General features: G+C 47.2%; 20 protein-coding genes and 1 pseudogene. 9 read left to right on the top strand and 12 right to left on the bottom strand.

Going from position 1 to position 23,946, the window contains the following annotated elements:
* Positions 1–2 precede the first annotated feature (2 nt).
* Complete coding sequence (locus FC47_RS05050) at positions 3–689, bottom strand: YjjG family noncanonical pyrimidine nucleotidase (RefSeq protein ID WP_056968246.1); 687 nt, start codon at positions 687–689, stop codon at positions 3–5.
* Positions 690–840: 151 nt separating this feature from the next.
* Positions 841–1,350, bottom strand: a complete 510-nt coding sequence (locus FC47_RS05045; RefSeq protein WP_056968244.1) for a TetR/AcrR family transcriptional regulator — start codon at positions 1,348–1,350, stop codon at positions 841–843.
* Positions 1,351–1,510: 160 nt separating this feature from the next.
* Here FC47_RS05045 and FC47_RS05040 point away from each other — a divergent pair, with 160 nt between their 5' ends.
* Together FC47_RS05040 and FC47_RS05035 are read left to right on the top strand one after the other, a co-directional pair.
* Positions 1,511–3,013, top strand: coding sequence for a DHA2 family efflux MFS transporter permease subunit (locus FC47_RS05040; protein WP_056968242.1), 1,503 nt, complete (start codon positions 1,511–1,513; stop codon positions 3,011–3,013).
* A gap of 15 nt (positions 3,014–3,028) precedes the next feature.
* Positions 3,029–3,652, top strand: coding sequence for a DUF4811 domain-containing protein (locus FC47_RS05035; protein ID WP_056968240.1), 624 nt, complete (start codon positions 3,029–3,031; stop codon positions 3,650–3,652).
* 95 nt (positions 3,653–3,747) lie between these two features.
* On the opposite strand, the gene FC47_RS05030 is transcribed toward FC47_RS05035, so the two are convergent.
* Positions 3,748–4,494, bottom strand: a complete 747-nt coding sequence (locus tag FC47_RS05030; protein ID WP_081036741.1) for an SDR family NAD(P)-dependent oxidoreductase — start codon at positions 4,492–4,494, stop codon at positions 3,748–3,750.
* 171 nt (positions 4,495–4,665) lie between these two features.
* On the opposite strand from FC47_RS05030, the gene FC47_RS05025 reads away from it, so the two are divergent.
* Entirely contained in the window at positions 4,666–5,139 is a 474-nt protein-coding gene (locus tag FC47_RS05025) for a nucleoside 2-deoxyribosyltransferase (protein WP_056968236.1), read from the top strand.
* 84 nt (positions 5,140–5,223) lie between these two features.
* Here the strand turns inward: FC47_RS05025 and FC47_RS05020 are convergent, their stop codons facing one another.
* Positions 5,224–6,879: a malolactic enzyme gene (locus FC47_RS05020; protein WP_191978674.1), complete on the bottom strand. Its 1,656-nt coding sequence runs from the start codon at positions 6,877–6,879 to the stop codon at positions 5,224–5,226.
* 149 nt (positions 6,880–7,028) lie between these two features.
* Here FC47_RS05020 and FC47_RS05015 point away from each other — a divergent pair, with 149 nt between their 5' ends.
* Together FC47_RS05015 and FC47_RS05010 are read left to right on the top strand one after the other, a co-directional pair.
* The gene (locus tag FC47_RS05015; protein ID WP_056968232.1) at positions 7,029–7,928 is read left to right on the top strand and encodes a LysR family transcriptional regulator; all 900 of its coding nucleotides are present in this window, start codon (positions 7,029–7,031) and stop codon (positions 7,926–7,928) included.
* A 22-nt stretch (positions 7,929–7,950) separates the two neighbouring features.
* A complete protein-coding gene (locus tag FC47_RS05010) occupies positions 7,951–9,429 on the top strand; it encodes an amidase (RefSeq protein WP_056968230.1) in 1,479 nt (492 codons plus the stop codon).
* Between the two features lie 709 nt (positions 9,430–10,138).
* On the opposite strand, the gene FC47_RS05005 is transcribed toward FC47_RS05010, so the two are convergent.
* The gene (locus FC47_RS05005; RefSeq protein ID WP_006501002.1) at positions 10,139–10,357 is read right to left on the bottom strand and encodes a hypothetical protein; all 219 of its coding nucleotides are present in this window, start codon (positions 10,355–10,357) and stop codon (positions 10,139–10,141) included.
* Between the two features lie 339 nt (positions 10,358–10,696).
* Between FC47_RS05005 and FC47_RS05000 the strand changes: the two genes are divergently transcribed.
* On the top strand, positions 10,697–11,452 hold the full coding sequence (locus FC47_RS05000; RefSeq protein WP_056968228.1) for an SDR family NAD(P)-dependent oxidoreductase: 756 nt from the start codon (positions 10,697–10,699) through the stop codon (positions 11,450–11,452).
* Between the two features lie 70 nt (positions 11,453–11,522).
* Here the strand turns inward: FC47_RS05000 and FC47_RS04995 are convergent, their stop codons facing one another.
* From FC47_RS04995 to FC47_RS04975, 5 genes are all read right to left on the bottom strand, one after another.
* Positions 11,523–12,845, bottom strand: a complete 1,323-nt coding sequence (locus tag FC47_RS04995; protein WP_056968226.1) for a replication-associated recombination protein A — start codon at positions 12,843–12,845, stop codon at positions 11,523–11,525.
* A gap of 65 nt (positions 12,846–12,910) precedes the next feature.
* Positions 12,911–13,714, bottom strand: a complete 804-nt coding sequence (locus FC47_RS04990; RefSeq protein ID WP_056968225.1) for a Cof-type HAD-IIB family hydrolase — start codon at positions 13,712–13,714, stop codon at positions 12,911–12,913.
* 48 nt (positions 13,715–13,762) lie between these two features.
* Entirely contained in the window at positions 13,763–14,500 is a 738-nt protein-coding gene (locus tag FC47_RS04985) for a winged helix-turn-helix transcriptional regulator (RefSeq protein ID WP_056968223.1), read from the bottom strand.
* A 308-nt stretch (positions 14,501–14,808) separates the two neighbouring features.
* On the bottom strand, positions 14,809–16,635 hold the full coding sequence (locus FC47_RS04980; protein ID WP_056968221.1) for a toprim domain-containing protein: 1,827 nt from the start codon (positions 16,633–16,635) through the stop codon (positions 14,809–14,811).
* A gap of 5 nt (positions 16,636–16,640) precedes the next feature.
* The gene (locus FC47_RS04975; RefSeq protein ID WP_056968219.1) at positions 16,641–16,883 is read right to left on the bottom strand and encodes a glutaredoxin domain-containing protein; all 243 of its coding nucleotides are present in this window, start codon (positions 16,881–16,883) and stop codon (positions 16,641–16,643) included.
* Between the two features lie 163 nt (positions 16,884–17,046).
* Between FC47_RS04975 and FC47_RS04970 the strand changes: the two genes are divergently transcribed.
* The 3 genes and pseudogenes from FC47_RS04970 (at position 17,047) to FC47_RS04960 (ending at position 18,793) form a co-directional block, all read left to right on the top strand.
* Complete coding sequence (locus FC47_RS04970) at positions 17,047–17,844, top strand: metallophosphoesterase (RefSeq protein WP_056968218.1); 798 nt, start codon at positions 17,047–17,049, stop codon at positions 17,842–17,844.
* Positions 17,845–17,915: 71 nt separating this feature from the next.
* Positions 17,916–18,035 (top strand): annotated as a pseudogene (locus tag FC47_RS04965) (type II toxin-antitoxin system Phd/YefM family antitoxin); the annotation flags it as partial.
* Entirely contained in the window at positions 18,032–18,793 is a 762-nt protein-coding gene (locus FC47_RS04960; RefSeq protein ID WP_056968216.1) for a Fic family protein, read from the top strand. The pseudogene FC47_RS04965 and the gene FC47_RS04960, both read left to right, overlap by 4 nt.
* 88 nt (positions 18,794–18,881) lie before the next feature.
* Here the strand turns inward: FC47_RS04960 and FC47_RS04955 are convergent, their stop codons facing one another.
* Both FC47_RS04955 and FC47_RS04950 read right to left on the bottom strand, forming a co-directional pair.
* Positions 18,882–19,106: a hypothetical protein gene (locus FC47_RS04955; RefSeq protein ID WP_056968214.1), complete on the bottom strand. Its 225-nt coding sequence runs from the start codon at positions 19,104–19,106 to the stop codon at positions 18,882–18,884.
* A gap of 99 nt (positions 19,107–19,205) precedes the next feature.
* Positions 19,206–23,946: LPXTG cell wall anchor domain-containing protein (locus FC47_RS04950; protein WP_056968212.1), on the bottom strand; the 4,741-nt coding region annotated here is incomplete at its 5' end.

The raw sequence follows: 23,946 nt of genomic DNA, 5'->3' as shown, positions 1-23,946 counted from the left end.
GATTATTTAAGAATCAGCTGAACAGCTTGCTTTAAGTCGTGTGCGATCTTGATTTGATAATCGAATTTAGCTGAAGGGACTTGATCGTTTGGGGTTATCCAGATACAATCCAGGCCAGCATTTTGCGCTCCTCTAACGTCAGATTGCCAGCTATCGCCAACCATGACGGTATTTTTGCAAGTCAACGCTGGGCAAGTAGCCATAATCTGCTCAAAAAATCGTGGATCTGGTTTGGCGACCCCCAGCTCTTCTGAGATGAACACTGCATCAAAATAATTCAAGAGACCAGCACCGCTTAAACGTTGTTGTTGCATACCAGTCTCACCGTTGCTGGCAGCATAGATATGAACACCGTTATTAGATAGCTGCTGCAAGATAGCATGAGCGTCTGGCATCGTATGATAGTTGGCAGCCTCCATTTTGGCATACCATTGCTGCAGCGCCAGGCCGTCAACCTGCTTGTCAAACTGAGCAAATAAATCATTAAATCGTTGATCAAACAATGGCTGACGATCAGCGCCCTGTTCAATCTGCTGCCAAACATGCTGATTGATCTGCTTGAAAGCTGCCAGTCCTCGTTCGATGTCTTGTACGCCTTGTGACTGCAGAATCTTGGTAATACCGGCCTGCTGACCAGATTGAAAATCAAGCAGAGTGTCGTCCAGATCAAAAAGCACATTTTGATACATTTATTCATCCCCCAATCAGATTAACGATTAAAACTGCTGATTATGCTGAGCAAGCCTACGGATATAGGTTAGGGCACCCTTGGTTAGGATTTTTTCAGCAACTTCGATCGTTTGATTGCCATCTATTTTATCAGAATTAAACAGCCAGTATTTAAGGGATGCAAAACCAGCCGCTCCAATTACCGACTATTTTATCAGAATTAAACAGCCAGTATTTAAGGGATGCAAAACCAGCCGCTCCAATTACCGATTTAGCCAGTTCGTTTTCTGGCGAATCATTAGGAATCAGGGCATCAAAACGCTTGCTGAAGCCTTCCAGCATCTTGGCTTCGAAATTACGGTCGCCATTTGGCCCCAACAGTGCGTGAAATGCCTTGAAATGAACCTTTAAAATCTCAAGTCCATCGGCTAATGGGAGCCTATCAGCAAGTGGGTTGAAGCTGTCGCGTAAGTCATTCATTTCAGCCAGCAACTGGTCTTCAATCGTTTCTAGCAGATCATACTTATCATCGTAGTAGCGGTAAACCGTGCTACGGTTGACATGAACATGACTTGCAATATCGTTGATCGTGATTTTTTCAAAAGGTTTTTCTTCCAATAGCTCAATCATGGCATTTTGTAATTGCCGTCTTGTATAGTTGGTTTTATTTTCGTAGGGCATGATTTTCCTCCTTTTGCATTGATTTTATAATATTTTATTATTTAAAAAACGCCAATTTAAAACAACATATCTTATTTGCCACAAAATGATTTAAATTAGGCTGTGAGTCGCATTTGAAATTCGTTATATTAATTGCTGTTCAATACGAGGAGAAATCAATATGACAAAAACACAAGCCGTCGATATTCACGGACGGTCATATCACCGCACGATTATGTTTGTGCTGATGCTGATTGCCACTTTGGCTGGATCTTTGATGCAGTCAACATTAGGTACGGCATTGCCTACCTTGATGGATAAGTTCTCCATCGACCTTAATACCGCTCAGCAAGCCACGACCTGGTTTCTGTTGGCGCTGGGTGTGATGGTGCCGGTATCTTCCTACTTGGTTAAAAAGGTACCAACCAAGCCATTGACGATCATCACCTATGCATTTTTGCTGATTGGGGTTTTAGTAACCTGCCTGACGCCTGAAAAACATGACATGTGGTGGATGTTCGTTGTTGGTCGAGTAATCGCCGCGGCAGCGGTTGGGATCAGTATGCCACTTTTACAGATTGCCATTGTCAACATCTACTCCAAAGAAGAACGCAGCTTTGCCATGGGTCTGATGGGACTGGTCGTCGGGATGTCACCAGCAATCGGACCAACGTTAACGGGATGGATTTTGAACCGCTCACATCACTTCTTGGGATTTACGCTGCCCGATAATTGGCAGGCAATTTTTTATCTGCCAATTACAATTTTGGTTGTGGTCTTGGTTCTGTTGCCATTTTTTATGCGCGATATTATTCCTAACGAAGACGTCAAACTCGACTTCTGGTCACTGCTGCTGTCCAGTTTTGGTTTCGGTCTGTTCCTGCTTGGCTTTACCAATGTTTCTAATGATGGCTGGTCAGCTCTATTAGCGGTTGATGCGCCAATTGTAATTGGACTGCTCTTAATTATTGTCTTTATCTGGCGCCAGCTTAAGATGGAAAAACCTTTCTTGGATGTACGCGTCTTTAAATCATGGGACTTCTCGGTGGCAACCATTGCTGTTTCAGCAGTCATGATGGCCATGATGGGGGTCGAAATGATGCTGCCAACCTACTTGCAAAACATTCATGGCATGTCGGCCCTTGACTCTGGTCTGACACTGCTGCCGGGGGCCTTATTCATTGGGTTCCTATCGCCAGTTGCTGGTATTTTATACAGCAAGGCAGGCATCAAGCGCGTCGGTGTGGCTGGTCTGTTGGTACTTTCCGTTGGTACGATTCCATTTGCCTTTATTACGGCCTCAACGCCTTCTTTAGCCATCACCTTAATGTACACGATTCGGATGATCGGGGTGGCGATGGTCTTAATGCCATTGACATCACTTTCTATGGATGTCTTGCCTAAAGCTAAGGCTGCCGATGGAACGGCGGTTAATAATACTGCACGTCAAATTGCCTCATCCGTTGGGGTAGCGCTTTTAACCTCAGTAACGCAAAACACCATCAATAATCATAAGCCTGGAATGGCACTCAAACTGGCTGACCCATTAAAATATGCTGCCAAGACGCTGGATGCTTCAATGGATGGGTTCCGATTGGCTTTCCAGGTTGGCCTGGCCTTTGCCGTAATTGGCATGATTGTTGTTATGTTTTTAAAAGAAGCCAATCGGCAAACCAATAAATAGAAAGGACCGCAGCATATGATCATCTATCTGATTTTTCTGTTAGTCATTGTCGTGATTTTGTCATGGACGCTGATCAATAATCGCACCTGGCGCTGGCTGATCGGTTTGACCAGCTCAATTGCCCTGGTTGCTGCCGTAAGCATCATGTCCTTGAACTTCTCTGACCATTATGGGATGAAAAAAGAAACCATCGTTGAAACGCACCAAATCTATTCAGCAGCTGGTGGCCAGTCACCAATGCAGATCATGGTCGCCAAACAATTGGGCACCAAATCCAAGCACTGGGTAATGGTTTATCGCGACTCTCAAGCTGTTAAAGCCTCAACTCATTTTGTTCCGCAAAAAAAGCACATTGTCGAAACGGTTAAAAAGCAGTCGACCTTGAAAAAAGCCAATGTCGACCATGCAACCGTCAAAACAACTACCGTACGTTGGGAATGGAAAAACGATACGGCTAAGTTCTGGCTCAATATTGGCGATCAAGCCGGTGAGCTGGTTAGTCAAAAGAGCGTTGTAACCGTTCCTGAAAACTGGCAGGTGCTGTCACCATCTCAGTTAAAGCAGCTCAAAAAGAAGATGGCTGCTCAACAGTCCGCGCAAAAGCAGGCTCTGATGGCACAAGCTTCGTCAAATCAATAAAATTAAAAGATCATGGGCCGAATTGGTTCATGATCTTTTTACGTCTAAATACCTCAGGTGAATAATGATAATCAACCGCCTAGGCTCAGTCTTGATCAAGCCTGCCTTGGCTGGCCGGTACCAATCTCAAAACCAGCCGTCACGGGGATGTTCTCACCGGTAATCGCACTGGATGCTTCCGTCGACATAAAGTAGATTGCAGCAGCTACTTCACTTGGTTCGACAATCCGCTGCAACGGACTGTTTTGGCTAAAGCGCTCCTTCATTGTTTGAGGAAACATAGCCGTGTTGGTTGGACCAGGTGAAACGCTGTTAACGCGAATTCCAAGTGGTCCATAATCCATCGCCATGGCCCGCGTCATGTTGATAATCGCCCCTTTGGTAGCATTATAGGCCGTCATAGCGTAATCACCGGCCATCCCTGAAACTGAGGCAATGTTAACGATCGTCCCAGCATGGCTGGCAATCATATCAGGCAAGAACGCCTTACTGATCAAAAAGGTACCACGCACGTTGACCGCGAAGACCCGTTCCCAATCATCCAGACTTGTTTCATGCAACCGACCCTTAACCACGATTCCGGCATCGTTAACCAATGCATCGATCGTGCCAAAGCGTTCAACAGTGAAGTCATGCAGTGCGGCAACGCTTTTTTCATCGCTGACATCGACTTGGCAAAAATCAATTGCGGCTCCAAATTCAGCTGCCAGCTCCGTTTTTACCGCTGTCCCCTTATCGGCATTGCGCGCGGCCATCATAACCTGCCAGCCATTCTGCAAAAAAAGCTTGGTGGCAGCCAGACCAATGCCAGCTGTACCGCCAGTTATTAATACAGTTTTCATCATTCAGCCTCCTGTTCGTGCATATTTTTGGTTCATCGATTTCCTATAAAGATTATAACGCGTTTTGTGGAACAAGTTGAAAACTGATGCCGATCCTTATTCTGCAAATTTATGGTAAAATAGATTTCTTGACTCAAGCAAAACGAGTCGATTCTGATCAAGGGAGAGATAATGATGAGCAAAACCATTTATTTTTGCGCCGGCTGGTTTACTGATAAGCAAAACAAAGCCTATCAAGCAGCCATAACAGCAATCAAGCAAAACCCAACCATTGACGTCGAAAACAGCTATGTTCCTCTGCAGCATCAGTACAAGAACATTCGCGTCGATGAGCACCCAGAATACCTGCATGATAAGGAATGGGCTACGGCTACCTTTAAGGGCGACTGCTTAGGCGTCACTACCACCGACGCTACGTTGGCTGTTTACATTCCAGATGAAGAAGACGTTGGTATGGGAACCGAGATTGCTTGGGCAAAGGCGCACGGCAAGTACGTGCTGCTGGTAATTCCCGATGAAGAATGGGGTAAGCCGATCAACCTGATGTCATGGGGCTTTGCTGACAATGCCATCAAGATGAGTGAGCTGGCCAGCTTTAATTTTAACCAGCCTTCGTTCAACTTCTATGAAGGGGCCGTCTACTAAAATCATTCATATAAACGGCAACAGCGCCAAATTCGGCTTACAAAGCACGAATCTGACGCTGTTTTTTTACTCTAAGTCAATGTTTTATTTGCTGTAGTTTGCCAGCAGTTCATCAAACGGCTGATACTCTGGCTGCCAGTGCATTGCCGCAACGGCCTGTTCTGCACTGAGATCAGTCTGTGCCAGGCCTTGATCAATCGCTGACTGGGCCACGGCGATCGCGACTTGCTTGGAAAAATCAGTCAATTGGCTGACCGGCGGCAGAACCGGTGCCCCAGGAGCCTTGACGTCAACTAAGCCGCCAAGTGCATGCGCGGCAGCAGCCAGCATCTCATCATTGATAATCCGTGCGTTAACGGCCAATGCACCAAACCCGACTCCCGGATAGATCAAGGCATTGTTAGCCTGGCCAATCTGGTAATCGATGCCCTGATATGCAACCGTGGCACTCGGAATTCCCGTTGCGACCAACGCCTTGCCATTGGTCCATTTAATCAGGTCAGCTGGCGTGGCTTCAATCTTTTCAGTTGGGTTGGAAATTGGGAAAATGATTGGGCGATCAGCATGTTTGGCCATCTCTTTAATGGCAGCTTCGGTAAAGGCGTTGTGAACCGTTGACGTACCAATCATTACCGTCGGCTGAACGGCCTTGATGATTGCCGGCAGATCCGTAAGCTCGCCCGCGTCAGCAAACTCATCTCGCGAACGGACAAATGCCTGCTGTTTAGGCGTCAGCCCCGGCGTATTCTCAAAGAGCAGTCCTTGACGATCCACCAGATAGAAATGCTGCTTGGCTTCTTTGGGACTCATTCCCTGCTTGATGAGCTCGTTGTACAGCATCTTGACGATTCCCATCCCGGCAGTACCGGCACCAAATGTCAAGAAACGCTGCTCAGCAATCGACTGTCCAGAAATGTTAAGCGCGCCCAGAACACCAGCCAGCGCGATGACGCCAGTTCCTTGAATGTCATCGTTAAACGTCAAAATCCGATCCTGATACTTGTCCAGAATCTGGGCAGCCGTACCGCGACCAAAGTCCTCAAAATGCAGCAGGCTCTTGGGAAACAGTTTTTCAACCGCGGCAACGAATCGATCAATATACGCAAAGTAAGCCTCACCGCTCAGACGCTGGTGCCGCATCCCCAGATATTCATCATCGGCCAACAGCTGCTGATTATCTGTCCCTGCGTCAATTACAACCGGCAATACCTGCTGCGGATCAATGCCGGCTGCTGCCGTATAGACCATCAGCTTGCCAACCGCGATGTCCACGCCGTTAACGCCCCAGTCGCCGATCCCCAAAATACCTTCTGCGTCAGTAACCACAATTAGACGAATATCCCGCTGATCAGCCGCATTCTGCAGACGCTGTTCAATCGTATCTGGGTCGTCAACCGTCAGATAAGCGGCATCTTGCGGCTGCATGAACCGTTCATTATAGCGTTCGATCGCCTCGGCAATTACTGGATCATAGACGATCGGCATGAATTCATCAATGTGCCGAACCATCAGATTAAAAAACAGCGTCCGATTATGGTTGAAGATTTCCATTAAGAAATGACGCTTTTCAATCAGTGATCCCTTGCTTTGGTACAGTGCATACATCTCGGTAGCCTGCTCATCAATCGTTTTGACTCGGGGCGGCAAAAGGCCAATCAAGCCATATTGACGTCGCTCAGCCTCAGTAAAAGCCGTACCGCGATTTAAAAACGGATCATTAAGTATTTGAAATCCACGCATTACACTCCATCTTCTTTCAACAAAATTCATCTTTATCTCATATCTCGCAACCGATTATAAAAACTGGCCAGCTGCATAGTCAAATATACCCAAATCCATAAATTTTTTTGATATGATAAATGTGAATCCTATCAGGACGGTGTTTATCGATGAATATTAAAGAATTATATTATTATCATGATTTGGTTAGGACCAAAAATTTTTCCCAGGTCGCAGCAGATTTCAACATCAGTCAGCCAACCGTCACCATGGCTATCAAACGACTTGAAGAAAGCTTTGGAACGACTTTTTTCATGCGTGATCGCTCGCATCATCAATTAACGGTTACCAGTACTGGTCTTCAATTTGACCAGCACGTTCAGCGTATAATCGAAGAACTTGAGATTGCCCAAAAGGAACTGGCCCGTGCCAAGCAGGAACGCATCAGCTTTGGCCTGCCGCCAATCATCGGCAGCTGGTACTTTCCCCGCTTCACCCCGGCGCTGCTGCAGGCAGGACTGCTCAATCAGCTGGAAGTCGTTGATCATGGTTCGGCCTCACTGCTGCAGCTGCTGGCAAAAGGCGAGCTTGATCTGGCGCTGTTAGGCTCACTGCAGCCATTTCAACAGCCAAGTCTGCGGGCCCGGGTGATTGATAAGGCACCGATTAGAATTATTGTGGCTAAGGATCACCCTTTGGCAGCCTTTAAAGATGGCGTATCATTTGCTCAAGCCGCACAGTATCCGTTTATTATGCTTGATGACGAATACGTTCACGCTCAAGCTTTCCGCCAGGCTGCTCGTCTGGCTCGTGTGCGTCCCAAAATCGTTTTTAAAACCAGCGATGTGCAGATTTTAAAAGCGTTGGTCGCTAATAATTCCGGAATCTCTTTTTTGACGGATCTGGCGCTGGATGACAATGATGGGCTGGCAGCCTTACCATTGACGGATGGCAGTCAGCCTGAGTTTATTATTTCACTGGCGGCCCGTGCTAATCGGCTGCTGACGCCTAACGCCCAAAGACTATGGTCGATTCTGGAGACGCCGCTTAGTAAAGGGCCAATATATTAACAAACTGAAAGGAGTGGTTTTAATGAATCTACTGACGTTGCCGGCCTACCGCTTAGCAGAAATGATTCGCCAACACCAGCTTACCAGTCGTGAACTGGTTGAAATGGCACTAGCTAAGATTCAGGCAGAAAATCCCACTCTTAATGCCGTTATTCACTTAAGAACAGAGGCAGCCTTAAAAGAAGCCGACCAGCTGGCAGATCATGGCCAGCCTTTTTTAGGCGTACCGCTGCTTTTAAAGGGATTGGGTCAAAGATTGGCTGGCGAGCCTGATACTAATGGCAGCCGGCTGTTCAAAAAAGTTTGCGCCAATACGACCGATAATTTCGTTAAAGCTTTACAAAATGCTGGCTTTATTATCATCGGCCAGACCAATTTTCCCGAATTTGGCTATAAAAACGTTACTGATGCTGAGTTGTTTGGCCCAGCTCGAAACCCATGGAACGCTGCTTTTACTCCTGGCGGCTCATCAGGCGGTGCCGGCGCGGCCGTGGCAGCTGGCTGGGTACCAGTCGCCGCGGGCAATGATGGTGGCGGCTCAATCAGAATTCCGGCTAGCTGGTGTGGCGTCATTGGGTTAAAACCAACGCGCGGCCGCATGCCGGTCGGTCCTGGAAATTGGCGGTCATGGCAAGGAGCATCAATCAATTTTGCGTTGACGCGTTCGGTTAAAGATACCGCGCTTTTGCTGGATACTTTGCAGACTGTACAAAGCAGTGCCGTCTTTCAAACACCCTTAAGCAAGCTGTTTAAACCTGGCACGATGGAATTGTTGCCAACCCCACGGCTGAGAATCGGCTGGACCACAGTCTCCCCTGTTGATACGACAGTCGACGAAGATGCAACTCGGGCGGTTTTGGATGCCGTTGACTTCTTGCAGCAAATGGGCTTTGATTGTCAGCCATATGAAGATCCAATTGATGGCCGCAGTTTGATCGACAGCTATTATCTAATGAATGAAGGCGAAACGGCCGCCATGTTTGCTCAGATCGAACACTCATTAAAACGTCCGATTGGTCCGGATGAGATTGAACTGGTTACCTGGGCACTGTGGCAAACCGGCAAAAACATCTCAGCCGCTGAATATATCGCAGCCTTAAATGTTTGGGATAAAGCTGCGGCGTTGCATGATCAGCTTCATCAAAAATTTGACGTGCTATTGACACCCACAACCGCTACCCGTCCATATCGTATCAATGAGCCGCAGCATACTGCTGACTTTGACGAGCAGCTTAGACATATCGATCAGCTGGCACCAAAAGAACAGCAGCAGCTGATTTATGATCAATGGCTTGATTCGCTGAGTAAAACGCCATTTACCCAAGCAGCCAATCTGACTGGCGAACCAGCGATTTCTTTGCCAACCCACATTAGAAAAGATGGCTTGCCCCAAGGTATTCAATTGATTGCCAATAAAGGACGTGAACTGGATTTATTGCAGCTGGCTACATTGTTTGAAGAACATAATCAATTTAAAATGCTGCATCTGACAATTGAATAAAATAAAGAGCCCATGAAACGCGTCAAGCATCCCATGGGCTCTTTTTGACTATGCCAGTAGTGGGACTCGAACCCATATTGACACCACTCAAACTAATTGATTCATTCAATTGATGAGTCGTCCTGGCATAACAGCCTGCGCATTGGTTTGCGTAGCTTAGCTTTGATAGTTGATTAGGCAACGTGCTCGACAAGGCTTAGCCATGACCCGTCGATCATAACCTCTTGTCGCTTTAACATGGCACGGGCTGGGATCAGTACCCACCATCTTTTGGTCAGCATAAGCATTTTTCTATTGATTGTGTAATAGTAAAAATCTCCTTGACCTACTCGAACCGGCCTCAATGCTTATAGCCACATCACTGCGGCATCACGGCGAACGTTTTTGGTGACGTTCCACTTTGGTTCTCAGGTTGTCGAGCCTGATTGACTGTGGATGGGATATTGCAAACGCGCATCGGGTCGTGCCTTAACTTATCAAAACCGCACTTGACTGACTAGGAACACGGCTTTTTCTCACCGCGATCAAGACTCACCACAAGCCTTAATGCTGGAAATCAGACAGCTATCGTTGCCTAACGTCCTAGTTCATGGATAAGTCAGTCAGCTGGGCGACTCTATCAAAGTCTTATTCACCTTTTAGTTAATATCAAAATAAAAAATCACCTGTCACAATGACAGATGATCCTTTAAATTGCATTATCAGAAAACTAAAAGTCAAACTGCAGCTTTTCCAACTTGCTCCAAGCGACATTTTTAGTTTCTTCAGTTGGTACGGCTTGACCGTCAACTGAAACGTTTGCTCGCCGCAGCAGTACTTTGCCATCATTCAAAACCTTTTGAATCAGATAGGCTTGTGCACAGCGCCAATCGTTGATGCGAACCAGTACCGCATCGTTCATGGCCATTACGACTTCTTTTTTTGTCATGATATTCAATTCCTCTCTCTCTGATGATCAACGATATCCGGCAGCGATCATCAAGCTGCTGCTCCTAAGTCAAAACAAATCTTTGATTTAATTGCATTTATGGATATCGAGAACAAATTATTCCACTTTTAAGATTGAAAGTCAAACTAATACGGAAGATACATATAAATCTTAATTATGGTTGCGTTTTGATAAAGCCGATGGATGATTTGTCTGTTATTTTTGGGGGCTTTGGTTAAGGTAAATTATCACTTGTTGATTAAAAATCAAGTCATCATTGTCTTAATTTGGGACTATAATTGACTCAATACTAGACTTTGACTTTAAGGGGGAATCGTGATGCGCTACGACTATGATGGTAAAAACGTAATCGTCACCGGGGCAACTGGTGGTATTGGTAAAGAAGTCGCCAAGGGTGTCATTGCTGGCGGCGGCTCGGTAGCAGTAATTGGTCTGGAGTTTGACGATGCGGTGAAAGTTGCAGCTGAGCTGGGTGAACATGCCCGTCCCTACGCCATGGACCAGAGCAATCGTGATGAGGTCGCAACTGTCTTCAAACGTATCCTTAATGACTTTGGCCGCATCGATACTTTAATCAACGTGGCTGGGATCATCAGTGCCAAGTCGTTTGATGAGCTGACGCCGGCTGAATGGGATCGCACCTTGGCTGTTAATCTGACTGGTCCATTCAATACCGTGCATGCCATTTGGGAACACTTTAAGCAAAATGGCGGTGGCCGAATCGTCAACGTTTCTTCCGTAGCCGGCAAAATCGGTGGCGGTTTGTTGGGAACAACGGCCTATGCATCATCGAAGGCTGGTTTGAACGGCTTTACCAAGGCAATTGCTAAAGAAGGAGCTAAGTATGGCATCTATGCCAACGCGGTCTGCCCTTCCTTTACCCATACTGGCATGACGGCCGCATTGGAAGCCGATCCCGAAAAAAGACAGCGAGTTTTAAACATGATTCCACTTGGCCGTGGTGCGGCACCTGCTGAGATTGCGCAGATGATTCTGTTTTTCGGCTGTGACGCGGCCAGCTTTATTACTGGCGAGATTGGCGACTGTGACGGTGGCATCGTCATGGATGGCTAGTTGGCTATAAATTTAAATTAAAACGCATTAAAAATAGGCACCCTACTGCTTGAGCGGGGTGCCTATTTTATTAATAATCATGGCTGCGGTGCTGATTTTTCCATTGCTTAATCTTATGCAAGCGGCGCTTAAAGCGAATCTCATTGCCCTGCTCAGTTGGATAGTAGTATTGATGACCGATTAGATTTTCTGGCATCGTCTCCATCGCAGTCATTTTGGCCGCCGTATCATGTGCGTACTGATAATTTTTGCCATAGCCAAGTTCCTTCATGAGCTTGGTGGTACCATTGCGTATCTGGAGCGGTACCGGCTCATTGGCTGTATTTTTGACGTCATCGGCAACTTTTTGCGTAGCTTCATAAACGGCATTGGACTTGGGGGTAGTCGCCAGATAGATTACGCATTCCGTCAAGTGGACGTTGCATTCTGGCATCCCCAGAAACTGACAGGCCTGGTAGACATTAACCGCGACATTTAACGCATTGGTGTCAGCCAAACCAACATCTTCGCTGGCAAAGCGTACCAAACGCCGTGCAATGTATAATGGGTCCTCGCCGCCATCCAGCATTCGCGTCAGCCAATAGATAGCCGCGTCAACATCGGAATTGCGCATGGATTTATGCAGCGCCGAAATCAGGTTATAGTGTTCTTCGCCCTTTTTGTCGTATTTAAGCGTTTTATGCCCAAGCAGCTGCTCCAACAGATTGTCTGCTGCCGTAAACCGACCATTTTCATCAAGCGTGCCATTGTCAACCAGCATTTCCAGTGTGTTGAGGGCCGTGCGCGCATCGCCATCCGCAAAAATCGCCACCTGTTTCAATAAGCGGTCATCAATTTGAATGGGACGCGAAAAGCCAGTCTGAGCCGCGCGCTGCAGCATCTTTTGCAGATCATCAGTCGACAGCGGCTGCAGCACAAAGACCCGACAGCGCGAAAGCAGAGCTGAATTGATCTCGAATGATGGATTCTCAGTCGTCGCGCCAATCAATACGATGCTGCCATTCTCAACGTAAGGCAAAAACGCATCCTGCTGTGCTTTGTTGAAACGATGAATCTCATCGACAAATACGAGCGTCCGCTGTCCATAATCAGCATTTTGCTGTGCTTGGGCCATAATCTCTTTAATTTCTTTGATGCCGCTGGTAACGGCGCTGAATGAGATGAATTCTGACTTGGTATGCCGAGCAATGACCCGCGCTAAGGTCGTCTTGCCTACGCCAGGCGGTCCCCAAAGAATCATGGAAGGCACGCGATCAGCATCAATCAAGCGACGCAGCATATGATTGGCTCCCAAAAGATGCTGTTGGCCAACGATCTGATCCAGAGTCTGGGGCCGCATACGACTAGCCAATGGTTCTTGTTTTGGTTGTTCAAAAAGCGATTCTTGATGCATTAGATCACCTCTAAAAAAGCCTTCCGCATGACAAACATACAAAAGGCCGCTTATATTTGAATTGATTACAGATAAGATTGCAGAACATGCAAAACGGCATCATGATTATTGTCTTCATCAGCCGTAAAATCAGCCGCCAGTTTGACGGTTTTGCTGGCATTCTGCATTGCCCAGCCGACTCTGGCCATTTTAAGCATGGTGACGTCATTGCCGCCATCACCAAACGCCACCAGATCATCAGCCGTCAGCTGCCATTGAGCAAGCATCTTTTGCAGCGCCTGGGCCTTATCAACGCCAGGAATCGTTAAATCAACTGAGCCATTGCCACTTGGCGTAATCTTTAACCGCTTGCCAAACCGGCTGCGCAAGGCCTGCAGCTGTTCTTTCAGTTTGTCTGGCTCAACGACAAACGATATTTGATAGAAACGATCGGCGGGCAGCTGCTTGAAATCATCTATCAAAACATGATTGGGAAAATAGAACTGTAGTCGCTTTAACTGCGATGCTGAAACGTTTGGCGAGATATAGCCGTGCTGATGACCAGAAAGTGACGGTACCAGGTCCATTTTGTCGACCATAAACGGAATCAGTTCGCTAACCACCGTGGAATCCATGGTCTGCACCACCAGCTCCTCGTCATGGTCAATAATGTGCGCGCCGTTCTCACTGATAAAGGTCAGCTGCTCATGACGAGTTGGAAAGTATTTCAATAGACACTCATACTGATCACCGCTGGCCACGACGACATGCACATCTTGCGCCAACAATCGATCCAACAGCTGGCTGAACAATTCGCGATCAAACGTCTTATCATCGCGCAGAAACGTGCCATCCATGTCAAAAGCGACCACTTTAAAAGGAAATGCCATTTTCTTCTCCTTTAAATTATCGTTTATGACAATTATGACACAGAAAGGCTACTTATCCAAATGAGCCGTATCAAAAAGATAGCCAAAGCCGCGCGCAGTCTTGATCCATTCTGGATTGTGCGGATCTTTTTCTATTTTATCGCGCAGATGGCTAATATGGATGTCAACCATGCGGGAAGTACCTAAAATATCATAGTTCCAAACGCCATTCAACAATTGTTCACGGCTGATAACCTGATTGCGATTGTCATATAGGTATTTTAGCAGCTTAAACTCTTTGGGCGTTAAAATCACCTTTTGATCATTCACATAGGCACAGCGATGATTAAAATCAAGCCTTAAATTGCCAATCGTTGCGTCATCACGTTGCGGTCGCCGCGGCTTATCGGCTGTCGACTGTTCCACGTTTAACTGATCATAAACCCATAAGCGCTGCCTGATCAGCGGCACCAACAGCTCAGCATCATTAAGCGATCTTGGCAGGCAGTCATCGGCATGAAAACGAAACAGCTTGCGACGAACCTTAGGCTTAAATGCTTCACCCATAATAATAATCGGACCATTCATCATCTGACGCATGACGTCCAGCGTTGCTAAAATCGTGTCCAAAGGCGTAGCGGCAAAATCCCATAGAATACCACCGTATGGGTGTTTTTTTATTTTAGCAACCCCTTCCACCGCAGTCGTTGTTTGGTGCAGCAGCCAACCCTCATCCGCAAACGCGGCGGCAATTGCTCCGTATAAAGCCATATCTTTGCTAATGAGCAGAAAGTGTCGCTGCTCCATGATTCTCCATCCCCTTTTCTCTTCCAAGTCTAATTAAAACGCAATGTTTACAAAATTTCGATAAAATCTGATAATTTTACCTCATATTTACACATAATTTACAATTCTCTTTAAATTATGCTCATTTACCCTATGTTATAGGCTTTTCATTCTGCTAGGATCTTCAAATACCATCACACAATATCAAATATTTTCCCATTTTGTCCCTTTTTTGTCCCTTGAGAAACGGCCGAATTTGGCACTAAAATCAAAATGAATCAAACTGCCGGGCACGGCCGTTACCTTCTGGGTAGCGGTTTTTATTTTGCTTATTTTTCGCGGGCTTTTACGTTTCGTGACATTGGGACCATCGTCTTGGGATCCGGGCTGACCTGCGCCCAACGAGACTGGTTGATCACATTCATCGCCAGTCCCAGCCGTTGCTTGGTAGTCATTGGCTGTTTCATCAAGACCTGTTTTTGATGCGCGGCCTGCGCATTATGCTGATTGTCCAAAACCGTGACGGCCATATGCATTACGTCCGAGGCAGACGCAGACCGAAGATGGTTGTCGCGCAGATAGCGAACCTGAAAATCTGGAATTACATGCTGATCAAGCGACATCGCGCTAAACTTCTGAACCTGATTGTCATCAAACTTAACCAGGCTTTCCGGTCCCGTCTTAACGATCGTACCGCCACGGCCGTTTGGCATCTGGACTCGCCGTCCGAGCAATGGATCACGGGCATGATCATAAGCCGAGCTGATCTCTTTTAAGACAGCTGAGCGGTCCTTGGCATCAAAGACCCACAACGAACAGCCCTTATCGTCACTGGTCACGCTGGCCAGCGCACCCATTTTTTTATTATCGAGCTTAGTCAGCATTTCTTGATACTCCGTTGAGCCATTGGCATCAATATCAAAGCGATAGCCAAAGTCTTCAGCATATTCAGGATCCTTGGTCAGATCTACGCCCTTGATCTTCATGCGACTGGCTTGCAGTTTCTTAGCAACTTCATTAAATTCTGAATCCATTTTGATTACTCCTTTACGCGGCTCCGGTGTCCGCTTGCTTGCTTTTGGGACGACATTACCAAACTGACCGCTGACAAACTCATGCACAAGCTGTTTGTATTGATCAGGACCAAATGACCGTTGCCGGTGTTTGATAAAGTTACCAATTGTTTCGCTGGTCATTTCACGCGACCGAGCCTTTAAGGCATCGTTCCAGTCCTTAAACTGATCGGCTGGCTGATCAAACAAAATCTTCATCTTGCGCAATTCTGGGTGAGGATCAGCATTTTCCGGTTGCAGCTCTTTTTTGGCCCGAAGCATACCCTTAAAGCCTGCCCCATCGTTATCCATCGCCAAGTGTAATTCATCAGGCACGCCAAATTGCTTGATATAAGCCTCAATCGTCTTGATCTTGGTACCAGCCCCATTGAGACTAATAAAGCTCATATCACCGCCTAATTGATGATGCAGATTGTAAAACGACAAGGCATCGATTGGGCTTTCAAAGACATACATTTTTTTGACACCACTGCCATCATTAGCATCAAAGTGAAAGCCAAAGTTTTTGACGGATCCCTTAGCGATCATCTTACGGGTACCGCGTTTGCCAAACTTCTCATGATCAATTCTCGTTCCCTGGACGTCACCGCCAACTTCTTGAAATTTTTGATCACGCCAGGAGAAAAAGAGATCGCCGTTTCTCAACTCACGCACCAAGCCATGCTTGAACAGTGCGTCAACCAGTTTAGGATTTAAGCCGCGCTGGTTGACCAGGTACTGTTTTGATTGCTGATGCTGATCATGACCACGCCATTTATTTGCATCATACGGCTCAGTCTTGACCTCATGAACCTCGGCTTTGGCCAGTTCTGGTGCCATCTTTTTGAGTTCGTCAAAGGCTTCTTTGGACTCCATGTTCTCATAGTTGCGCAGAAAATTGTACAGGTTGCCGCCTACGGCTTGACTGTTCCAATAAAAGGTTTCATACGGCTTTTCTTTGGTAATCCGCGTATCAACGACCAGGGAGTCATGATCACGCAGACGCAGGTAGTAGCCCTGCCGTTCATAAGGAATCCCTTTAACGTCCAGATATTTTTGAATTGACTGGCGACACAGGCGATCCGTTTCCGTTAATGCTGCCATCGTGATCACCTCAAGACTTCTTGGTGACGGCTAACGACCGCCTTCAGCCGATCTGGCCGAAACCCAGACCATTCTTCAAACTCGGTTACAACGATCGGCACTGAGCGATAGCCCTTGTCACGCAGACTCTGCGCATATTGCGGATTTTCACTGACGTTGATATTCAAGAACTTGACGTGGTGGCGGATCAAAAACATCGTGGTCATTTTGCATTGCGGACAGCCGTCCTTGGTGAATACTTTAATCATGATAGTTCCCCCTTATTTGGTTTTACAGTAATGCTAAGGGAGAAACCGATAATCCGTATCTTTGGCCAACCTCGTCCCAAACGTGAGACGAAGTTAAGCATCAAGATTGTAAAAATCCTATGTTGAAGTAAGATAGGGCCAGACAAATATTGAGGTGATGGTTATGTACATCTTTGCATCTGATCCACATGGGACTGGCCAGCCCTGGATTGATCTGGTAGAACGGGCGAAACAAGTCTATCCCAAGTCCCGATTAGTTTTTGGCGGCGATTATATCGATGGCCGCCCCTTCAGTAAGGAAACCCTTGATTATGTAATGACATCGGTCAAAGCCGGTGCCATTGCGCTGTTAGGCAACCATGAACAGATGATGCTGGACTTTATCGATCAACAGGACGACTTCTTTGCAGCGGTCTGGTATGGTAATGGCGCTAAGACGACAATTAAGTCTTTGCTGGACCTTAATCATTGCTGTAGCAAGCGCATGGCCAAAAGACTTTTGCAGGAAACTGACTATTATCAATTCATCAAAGGCTTGCCTTTGGACTACCAGACGGATAACATTACTTTCGTTCATGCCGGTATCAAGCCTGATGGTTCGCCAACCGATCGCGACTATAAGCTTTGGGCACGCGAGGAATACTGGTACGGCTGGGAAAATCAAAGTGCTGACAAGCTGTTTACCGTCTTTGCTCATAATCAGACTGGCAAGACGATTGTCACCGGACATACCCCAACCTGCTTAATCAACGGTTTCTTTAACGATCCACACGTTGGCTATCCTGATGATGAGATCTTGAGTGATACCAAGGACTATCAATGCCCGGTAGTCTCCGTTCAATTCATTGACGAGCCAGCCCGGATATTTACTGATAATGGGTGTCATGGTGATCTAAAAGGCCATAATGGCAACGTCGTCGTATTGAATGATGATGGGACGATTGCCAAGACTTTTAGTTAGGCAACTTCGTCCCAAATTTGGCACGAAGTTCAAGAAAGAAGGAATTTCAAATGACTGAATCAGATAACAGCCAAGCGTTAGCAGAAACACGCTATCTGGAGCAGACTGGGACCGGTGCTGTCGTGCGTCAACGTGAAAAAGACGATAGCGGCTGGACGAATATTGACGATATCGATTGGGAGAAATTATGAGTCAAGACATTGCCGGAATCTTAATCAACGAGCGTGCTAATCATCGTTCCAGAAGCTTATATGACTGGACGCAGATTAACTTTGCCTACCATAACAACCGGATTGAAGGCTCAATGTTAAGCCTGGGTCAAACCGCCCAGTTATATAGGGCAACAGCTTTCAATCACGATAGCAACGACATTATCGAAATGCAGAACCACTTTCGCTTATTTGATTATGTTCTTGATTCGATTGATGAGCCATTAACTTTGGACTATATCAAAAAGCTTCATGGGATTTTAAAACAAGGTACAATCAGCCGTCGGGGAACTCAGGAAGTCATTGGTGACTTTAAGCATAAAAATAACGTCATTGGACAGTTGCAAACCGTTAATACCGTCCCTGCTGATCAGGTCCCCGATCAGTTAGCACATCTGTTAAAGCTTTGGAATAAGCAACGGCAGACTGAATTGAGCGACTATGCAGCTTTTCACTACGGTTTTGAAAGAATCCACCCATTCAGTGATGGCAATGGCCGAATTGGCCGAATGCTGTTATTTAAGGAGCGGTGTCGCAATCGAGTCATACCATTTATCCTCGCAGATGAAGATCGTCCCTTTTATATCCGTGGTTTACGCGAATTTAAGCGGACACCAGGCTATTTGATTGATACGTTTGGCAATGCCATGGATCAATATGCGTATGCTTTTGAACAGGTTTACGGCAACTATCTACAGAAACAAAGAAACCAGAACAAACCAAAACAGCCACGTCGCTAACTTCAACTTCGTCCCAAGCATGGCACGAAGTTGACTCAAAATAGCGCCATATAAAAAGGCCAGTCGTAATGACTGACCCTTTTTTAGTTTACTGATGATTTTGTCGTCGTTGTGCAACCTGTTCTCGACTCTTAGAAACAATCAACCGGCGCAGGATCGGTTGTGGTTCCGGTTCTTTGGCCAAGGCTAGTACACAGTTGATCTGATCCTCGACTGATAGTTGCTGTTCCAGCTGTTTCCAGGTGGCCACGTTAGCCGTAACGCCAGCCTGCGCAAACCGCAACTGGACCAGATTCAGATTTTTCAGTTTCATTTTCTCACCCCCTCTCACTAAAAAAGACAGGCCGAAGCCTGCCTTTCCGTATTGAACAAAGAATTTTAGGAGAGAATATCAATTAATCTGAGGAATTAACTAGGCACGACGACGACGCTTCTTGAGACCCAACGTTCCCAAACCGAACAGCAGGCTGGCCAGTCCAGTCAGTGCCAGAGCTTCGTCCTTGTCGTTACCAGTTTGTGGCAGTGCCTGTTGTGGTGTTGCCTGACGTTCCGCAGCTACCGTTGCTGGTTGAACCGACGCAAAGACTGGCTGTTGACTAGTCTTGATTGGCGTTTCTGGTGTCGTTGACTGAGGCGTCGTAGGCGTTTCAGTCTTTGGCGTGGAAGGAGTTTCTGGCGTATTTGGCTTAGGCTCATCGGTGTGTGAGGTTACCGTGTTGGAAGTGAATTCAGTGCCGTTGATGGTGTTCGTGTACTTGTTTTCCACGTCCCCGGCCTTGATCCGCGTCATGGCCAGGTAAGCCGTAGCCCCAAATTCTGACTTGGTACGATCAACCTTGGCCAAGAAGTCGCTATCGAACTCGATATCAACCTTACCGTTTTCCTGATCGATCGTCTGCGTCGTGTACTTCGTTACATCGGTACCCTTCTTCAGGACCGTACCGTCAGTCAGCGTAACGTCGTTGTTCAGCAAGACAACGTAACCGCCGTTGTACTGATCATGAGTCTGATCGTAGTCATCGTGGAAGCCGTATTCTGACAGTGCATTGCTGTTCATCGGCAACGTTGCCCCTTCAAGCTTGTAGTCAAACGTGCTGTTCAGGTCAATGTTAGCACCATTCAGACTCTTGGTGTTGTCAACCGAGACCACGATATCCTTCTTTGGATTTGGCTTGAACGTCGTGATCGTTGCATCGTTGGTGGAAACCGTGTGCTTGTTGATCATTGACGAACCCTTGTTGATCAGCTTGGTGCCGGACTCGACGTCAGCATGAAGCTTAAACGTCAGAACCAGTTGAGCCTTACCAGCAGGAGCCTTTGAGGCGTCCTTTCGAGTTGCTACGACCTTACCGTCCTGCTTGGTGATCGTGTATTGATCCGTGACGTCCTTGTCATTTTCAAGCACGTGAACGTCTTGCAGGTCCACCTTGTCAGCAAACTGGCTGTAATCATCAGTAATCGTGATATCAGTCAATGGCTTAGCCAGCGTGGATTGATCTGGCAGAGTCGTCGTTACGGTTGCGTGCGTGATGGCGCCATCGACGAAGACCTCGCCATCAACAACTTGGCTGCCCTCAGTCCAGTGCTTGTCAGCATCTTGGGTGTAGACCGTGATCTTGGCTTCGTTGGTTGAGACCGTCTTGTTGTTGATCCGGCCAGAACCCTTGTTGGTCAGGACCGTACCGCTCTTAACGTCATCGTTGATCTTGAAGTTGACCAGCAGTTGCGCGTGCCCAGCTGGCGTAGTGCTTGGGTCCTTACGCATTGCTGTTACCTTACCGTTGACGTTGGTAATGATATATTCAGCAGTCATATCCTTACCGTTTTCAAAGACCTGGGCACTTTCATAAGTAACCTTGTCCATGAAGTCCGTGTAGTCATCAACCAGCGTGACATCAGACAGCTTCTTGGCCAGCATTGATGGATCCGGCAGGCTCATCGTCACGCGACCGTGAGCTTCATCGCCGTCAACGTAGGTCTTGTTGTCAACCGTTTGGTCACCTTCAACCCAGTGCTTGTCAGCATCTTGGGTGTAGACCGTTACCTTACGGCTAGGCGTCTTAACGGTTTCGCTGTTGATCGTCCCGGAACCATTGTTGGTCAGTTCCGTACCGTTGGCAACGTCGCTATGGATCGTCCAGGTAACGTGCAGATCGACCGTACCCTTAGGCGCCTTGGAAGCGTCCTTGCGAGTAGCTGTTACCTTGCCGTCCTTGTTGACGATCTCGTACTCGCTGGTTACATCGACCCCGTTTTCGTAGACCTTAGCGTCCTTGTAGTCAACCTTGTCGGCAAAACTGGAGTAGTCGTCAACGACTTCAACCTTAGTCAAGGCCTTGGCCAGCGCACTTGGATCCGGCAAGCTCATGGAAACATCGGCTTGGGCTTCGTCACCGCTGACGTAAACCTTGCCGTCAACGTCTTGCGAGCCTTCAGTCCAGTGCTTATCACTGGTCTGCTTGTATGTCACAACCGTTGGCTTAGGAGTTTCAACCGTAGAGTCGTTGATCATAACGGCCCCAGAGTTTTGGAAGACCGTACCAGAAGCTACATCGTCCTTAACCTTGAAGGTCACGTCCAGCTTGACCGTGCCGCCAGGAGCCTTAGAAGCGTCCTTGCGCGTAGCAACGATCTTGCCGTCCTTGATCGTAATATCGTACTCCGTCGAAACGTCCTTATCGTTTTCCTTGACCTTGACACTTTCAACTTCAACATGGCTCATGAAGTTGGTGTAGTCATCAGTAATCTTGATGCCCGTCAGCTTCTTAGCCAAGGTTGATGGATCTGGTAAGTTGGAAGAAATTTCGGCGTTGACCGTATCGCCGTCAACATAGGTCTTGCCATCAACCGTTTGCGTCCCCTCAACCCAGTGCTTGTCAGTGGATTGGACGTAGGTAACGACCTTGGCATTGTTGGTGTTGACCGTGTGGTTGTTGATCCGACCAGAGCCACGGTTGGTAAACGTCGTCCCAGAAGCAACGCCATCGTTGATCTTAAAGTTGACCAGCAGCTGAACGTTTCCGGCTGGTGCATCGCCTGGCGTCTTACGCATCGCCGTAATCTTACCGCCGACATTGGTAATCGTGTATTGACTCGTGGCGTCCTTACCGTTTTCAATGACTTGAGCGCTTTGGTAGGTCACGTTCTTCTGGAACTCGCTGTAGTCGTCAACCAAGGTTACGTCCGTCAATGGCTTAGCCAGATCAGACTTGTTTGGCAGGCTCATCTCAACGCGTGCGTGAATTGTGTCACCGTTGATGTAGGTCTTGTCATCAACCGTTTGTGAGCCTTCGACCCAGTGTTTGTTGGCCGTCTGTTCGTAGGTCTTGACAATTGGCGTGTTGGTATCAACGGTATGGTTGTTGATCCGGCCAGAGCCAGCGTTGGTAAACGTCGTGCCAGAAGCTACGTCAGAGTTGATTAGCCAGGTAGCAATCAGAGATGCCGTCCCAGCTGGCGCTGTTGAGGCGTCCTTACGAACCGCCGTCAGATGACCGTCCTTGTTGGTAACGGTGTATTGATCGGTAACGTCATTACCGTTTTCTTCAACCCGGTAGGACTGGAGCTTAGCTTTGTTGGCAAAGTCCGTGTAGTTATCGTCAATCGTTACGTTGGTCAAGCTATGAGCCAGCGTTGATGGATCCGGCAGACTCATATCAACCTTGGTGGTAATCACGTCATCGTTGATGTACGTCTTACCGTCAACAACCTGGCTGCCCTCGATCCAGTGCTTGTCAGCGGTCTGGTCATAGGTATTAACCGGTACTTCAGGCGTCGTTGCCGTTTCGTTGTTGATCGTTGCCGAACCGCCGTTGATCAGCTTCGTGCCGGATGGCGTGTTCTCGTTGATCTTAAAGTCAACCACCAGCTTGATTGAACCGCCTGGCGCTTTAGAAGCGTCCTTACGCGTTGCCGTTACCGTACCATTCTTGGCATCGTTGACGATGTTGTACTGATCGGTAGCCAGCTGATCGTTTTCGTAGACTTGCGCACCTTGGTAAGTGACATACTTAGCCATTTGTGAGTAGTTGTCGGTTACGGCCAGCTTGCTCATGGACTCTTTGGAGTCGCTTGGCTTAGCGTAGTTCATGCTGATCGTTGCCGTGGCCACGTCCCCAGCAATCTCCGTCTTACCCGTTACGACCTGATCGCCCTGTGTCCAGTTCTTGTCTGGCGTTGTTGCCACGTTCAGGTTGTGGTATTGGTAAGAAAGCTTTTCAGAAGTAGGAGTTTGACGTACTTTTGCTACGTTGTAGTGATAGTGAATTTCAGTCGTTGGCGTAACCGGAATAATGGTCGAAGTGTTGTACCATAATCCATTACGCCAATATGTTCCTTCTGGAATACCGGTATTATCAGCGTAGAGATCGAAGTCTAATACCGTACCAGTCAGCTTAACCAGACCGGCGCCATAGTAACGACTAGCGCTATCAGTAGTGTCCCAGCCCTTAGGAATGTTGCTATCGGTAACTGAGTTAGGATTTAGCTCAAACGACTCTTTGTTTGCACTATCATCAGTAGCCGCGTAATGACCATCGGTAGTCCAAGTGTTAGCTTTGTCTGAGTACAAAGTGTTGCCATTATGAACCGTTACACTTGAGCCACGTAAAGCCAGTGCCTGGCCGCCACTGTTAACACGTACCGTTTCAATCGAGTAGGCTTTGAGGTTGTTCGTGTAGTTGTTTAGCGAGTTTACGGATAAGTAGGCGTTCCCAGCTGAGAAGTCAACCAGCTCGCCATTATCGTAATACATCTTCATTTTTAGGTTTGCAATATCTCTGTTCAAGTACAGCCCATAAGCAAAATCATTCAGAACGCCAAAATCGTAACCCTCATCACTATCGCTATGAGGCGTCAAGGTTACGTCATAGGTAACTTTTGTGATCTTACGGCCATTATAAGTAATTTTAGAAAGATTACTGTATGTTACTGTGAATGTTGCTGGTTTGGTGCGATCAATAGAACCGATCCAATAGCCATCACCCATATGGTCAGCACCATTGAGCATGGCGTCTTTCAACTCGTTAACAGTGCCATTGACAACGTTTGTGACCGATACAGTACTACCACTATCATGGTCAACAACCAGTTTCTGAATGACGGTTGAGGAATCGACAACTTGGCCGTTTGCCGAATTGTTTTGCTTCTGAGCA

Source organism: Limosilactobacillus mucosae DSM 13345, from assembly GCF_001436025.1.
In the GTDB taxonomy this organism is placed as follows: Bacteria; Bacillota; Bacilli; order Lactobacillales; family Lactobacillaceae; genus Limosilactobacillus; species Limosilactobacillus mucosae.
This window is presented reverse-complemented; position numbering and strand designations above follow the sequence as displayed.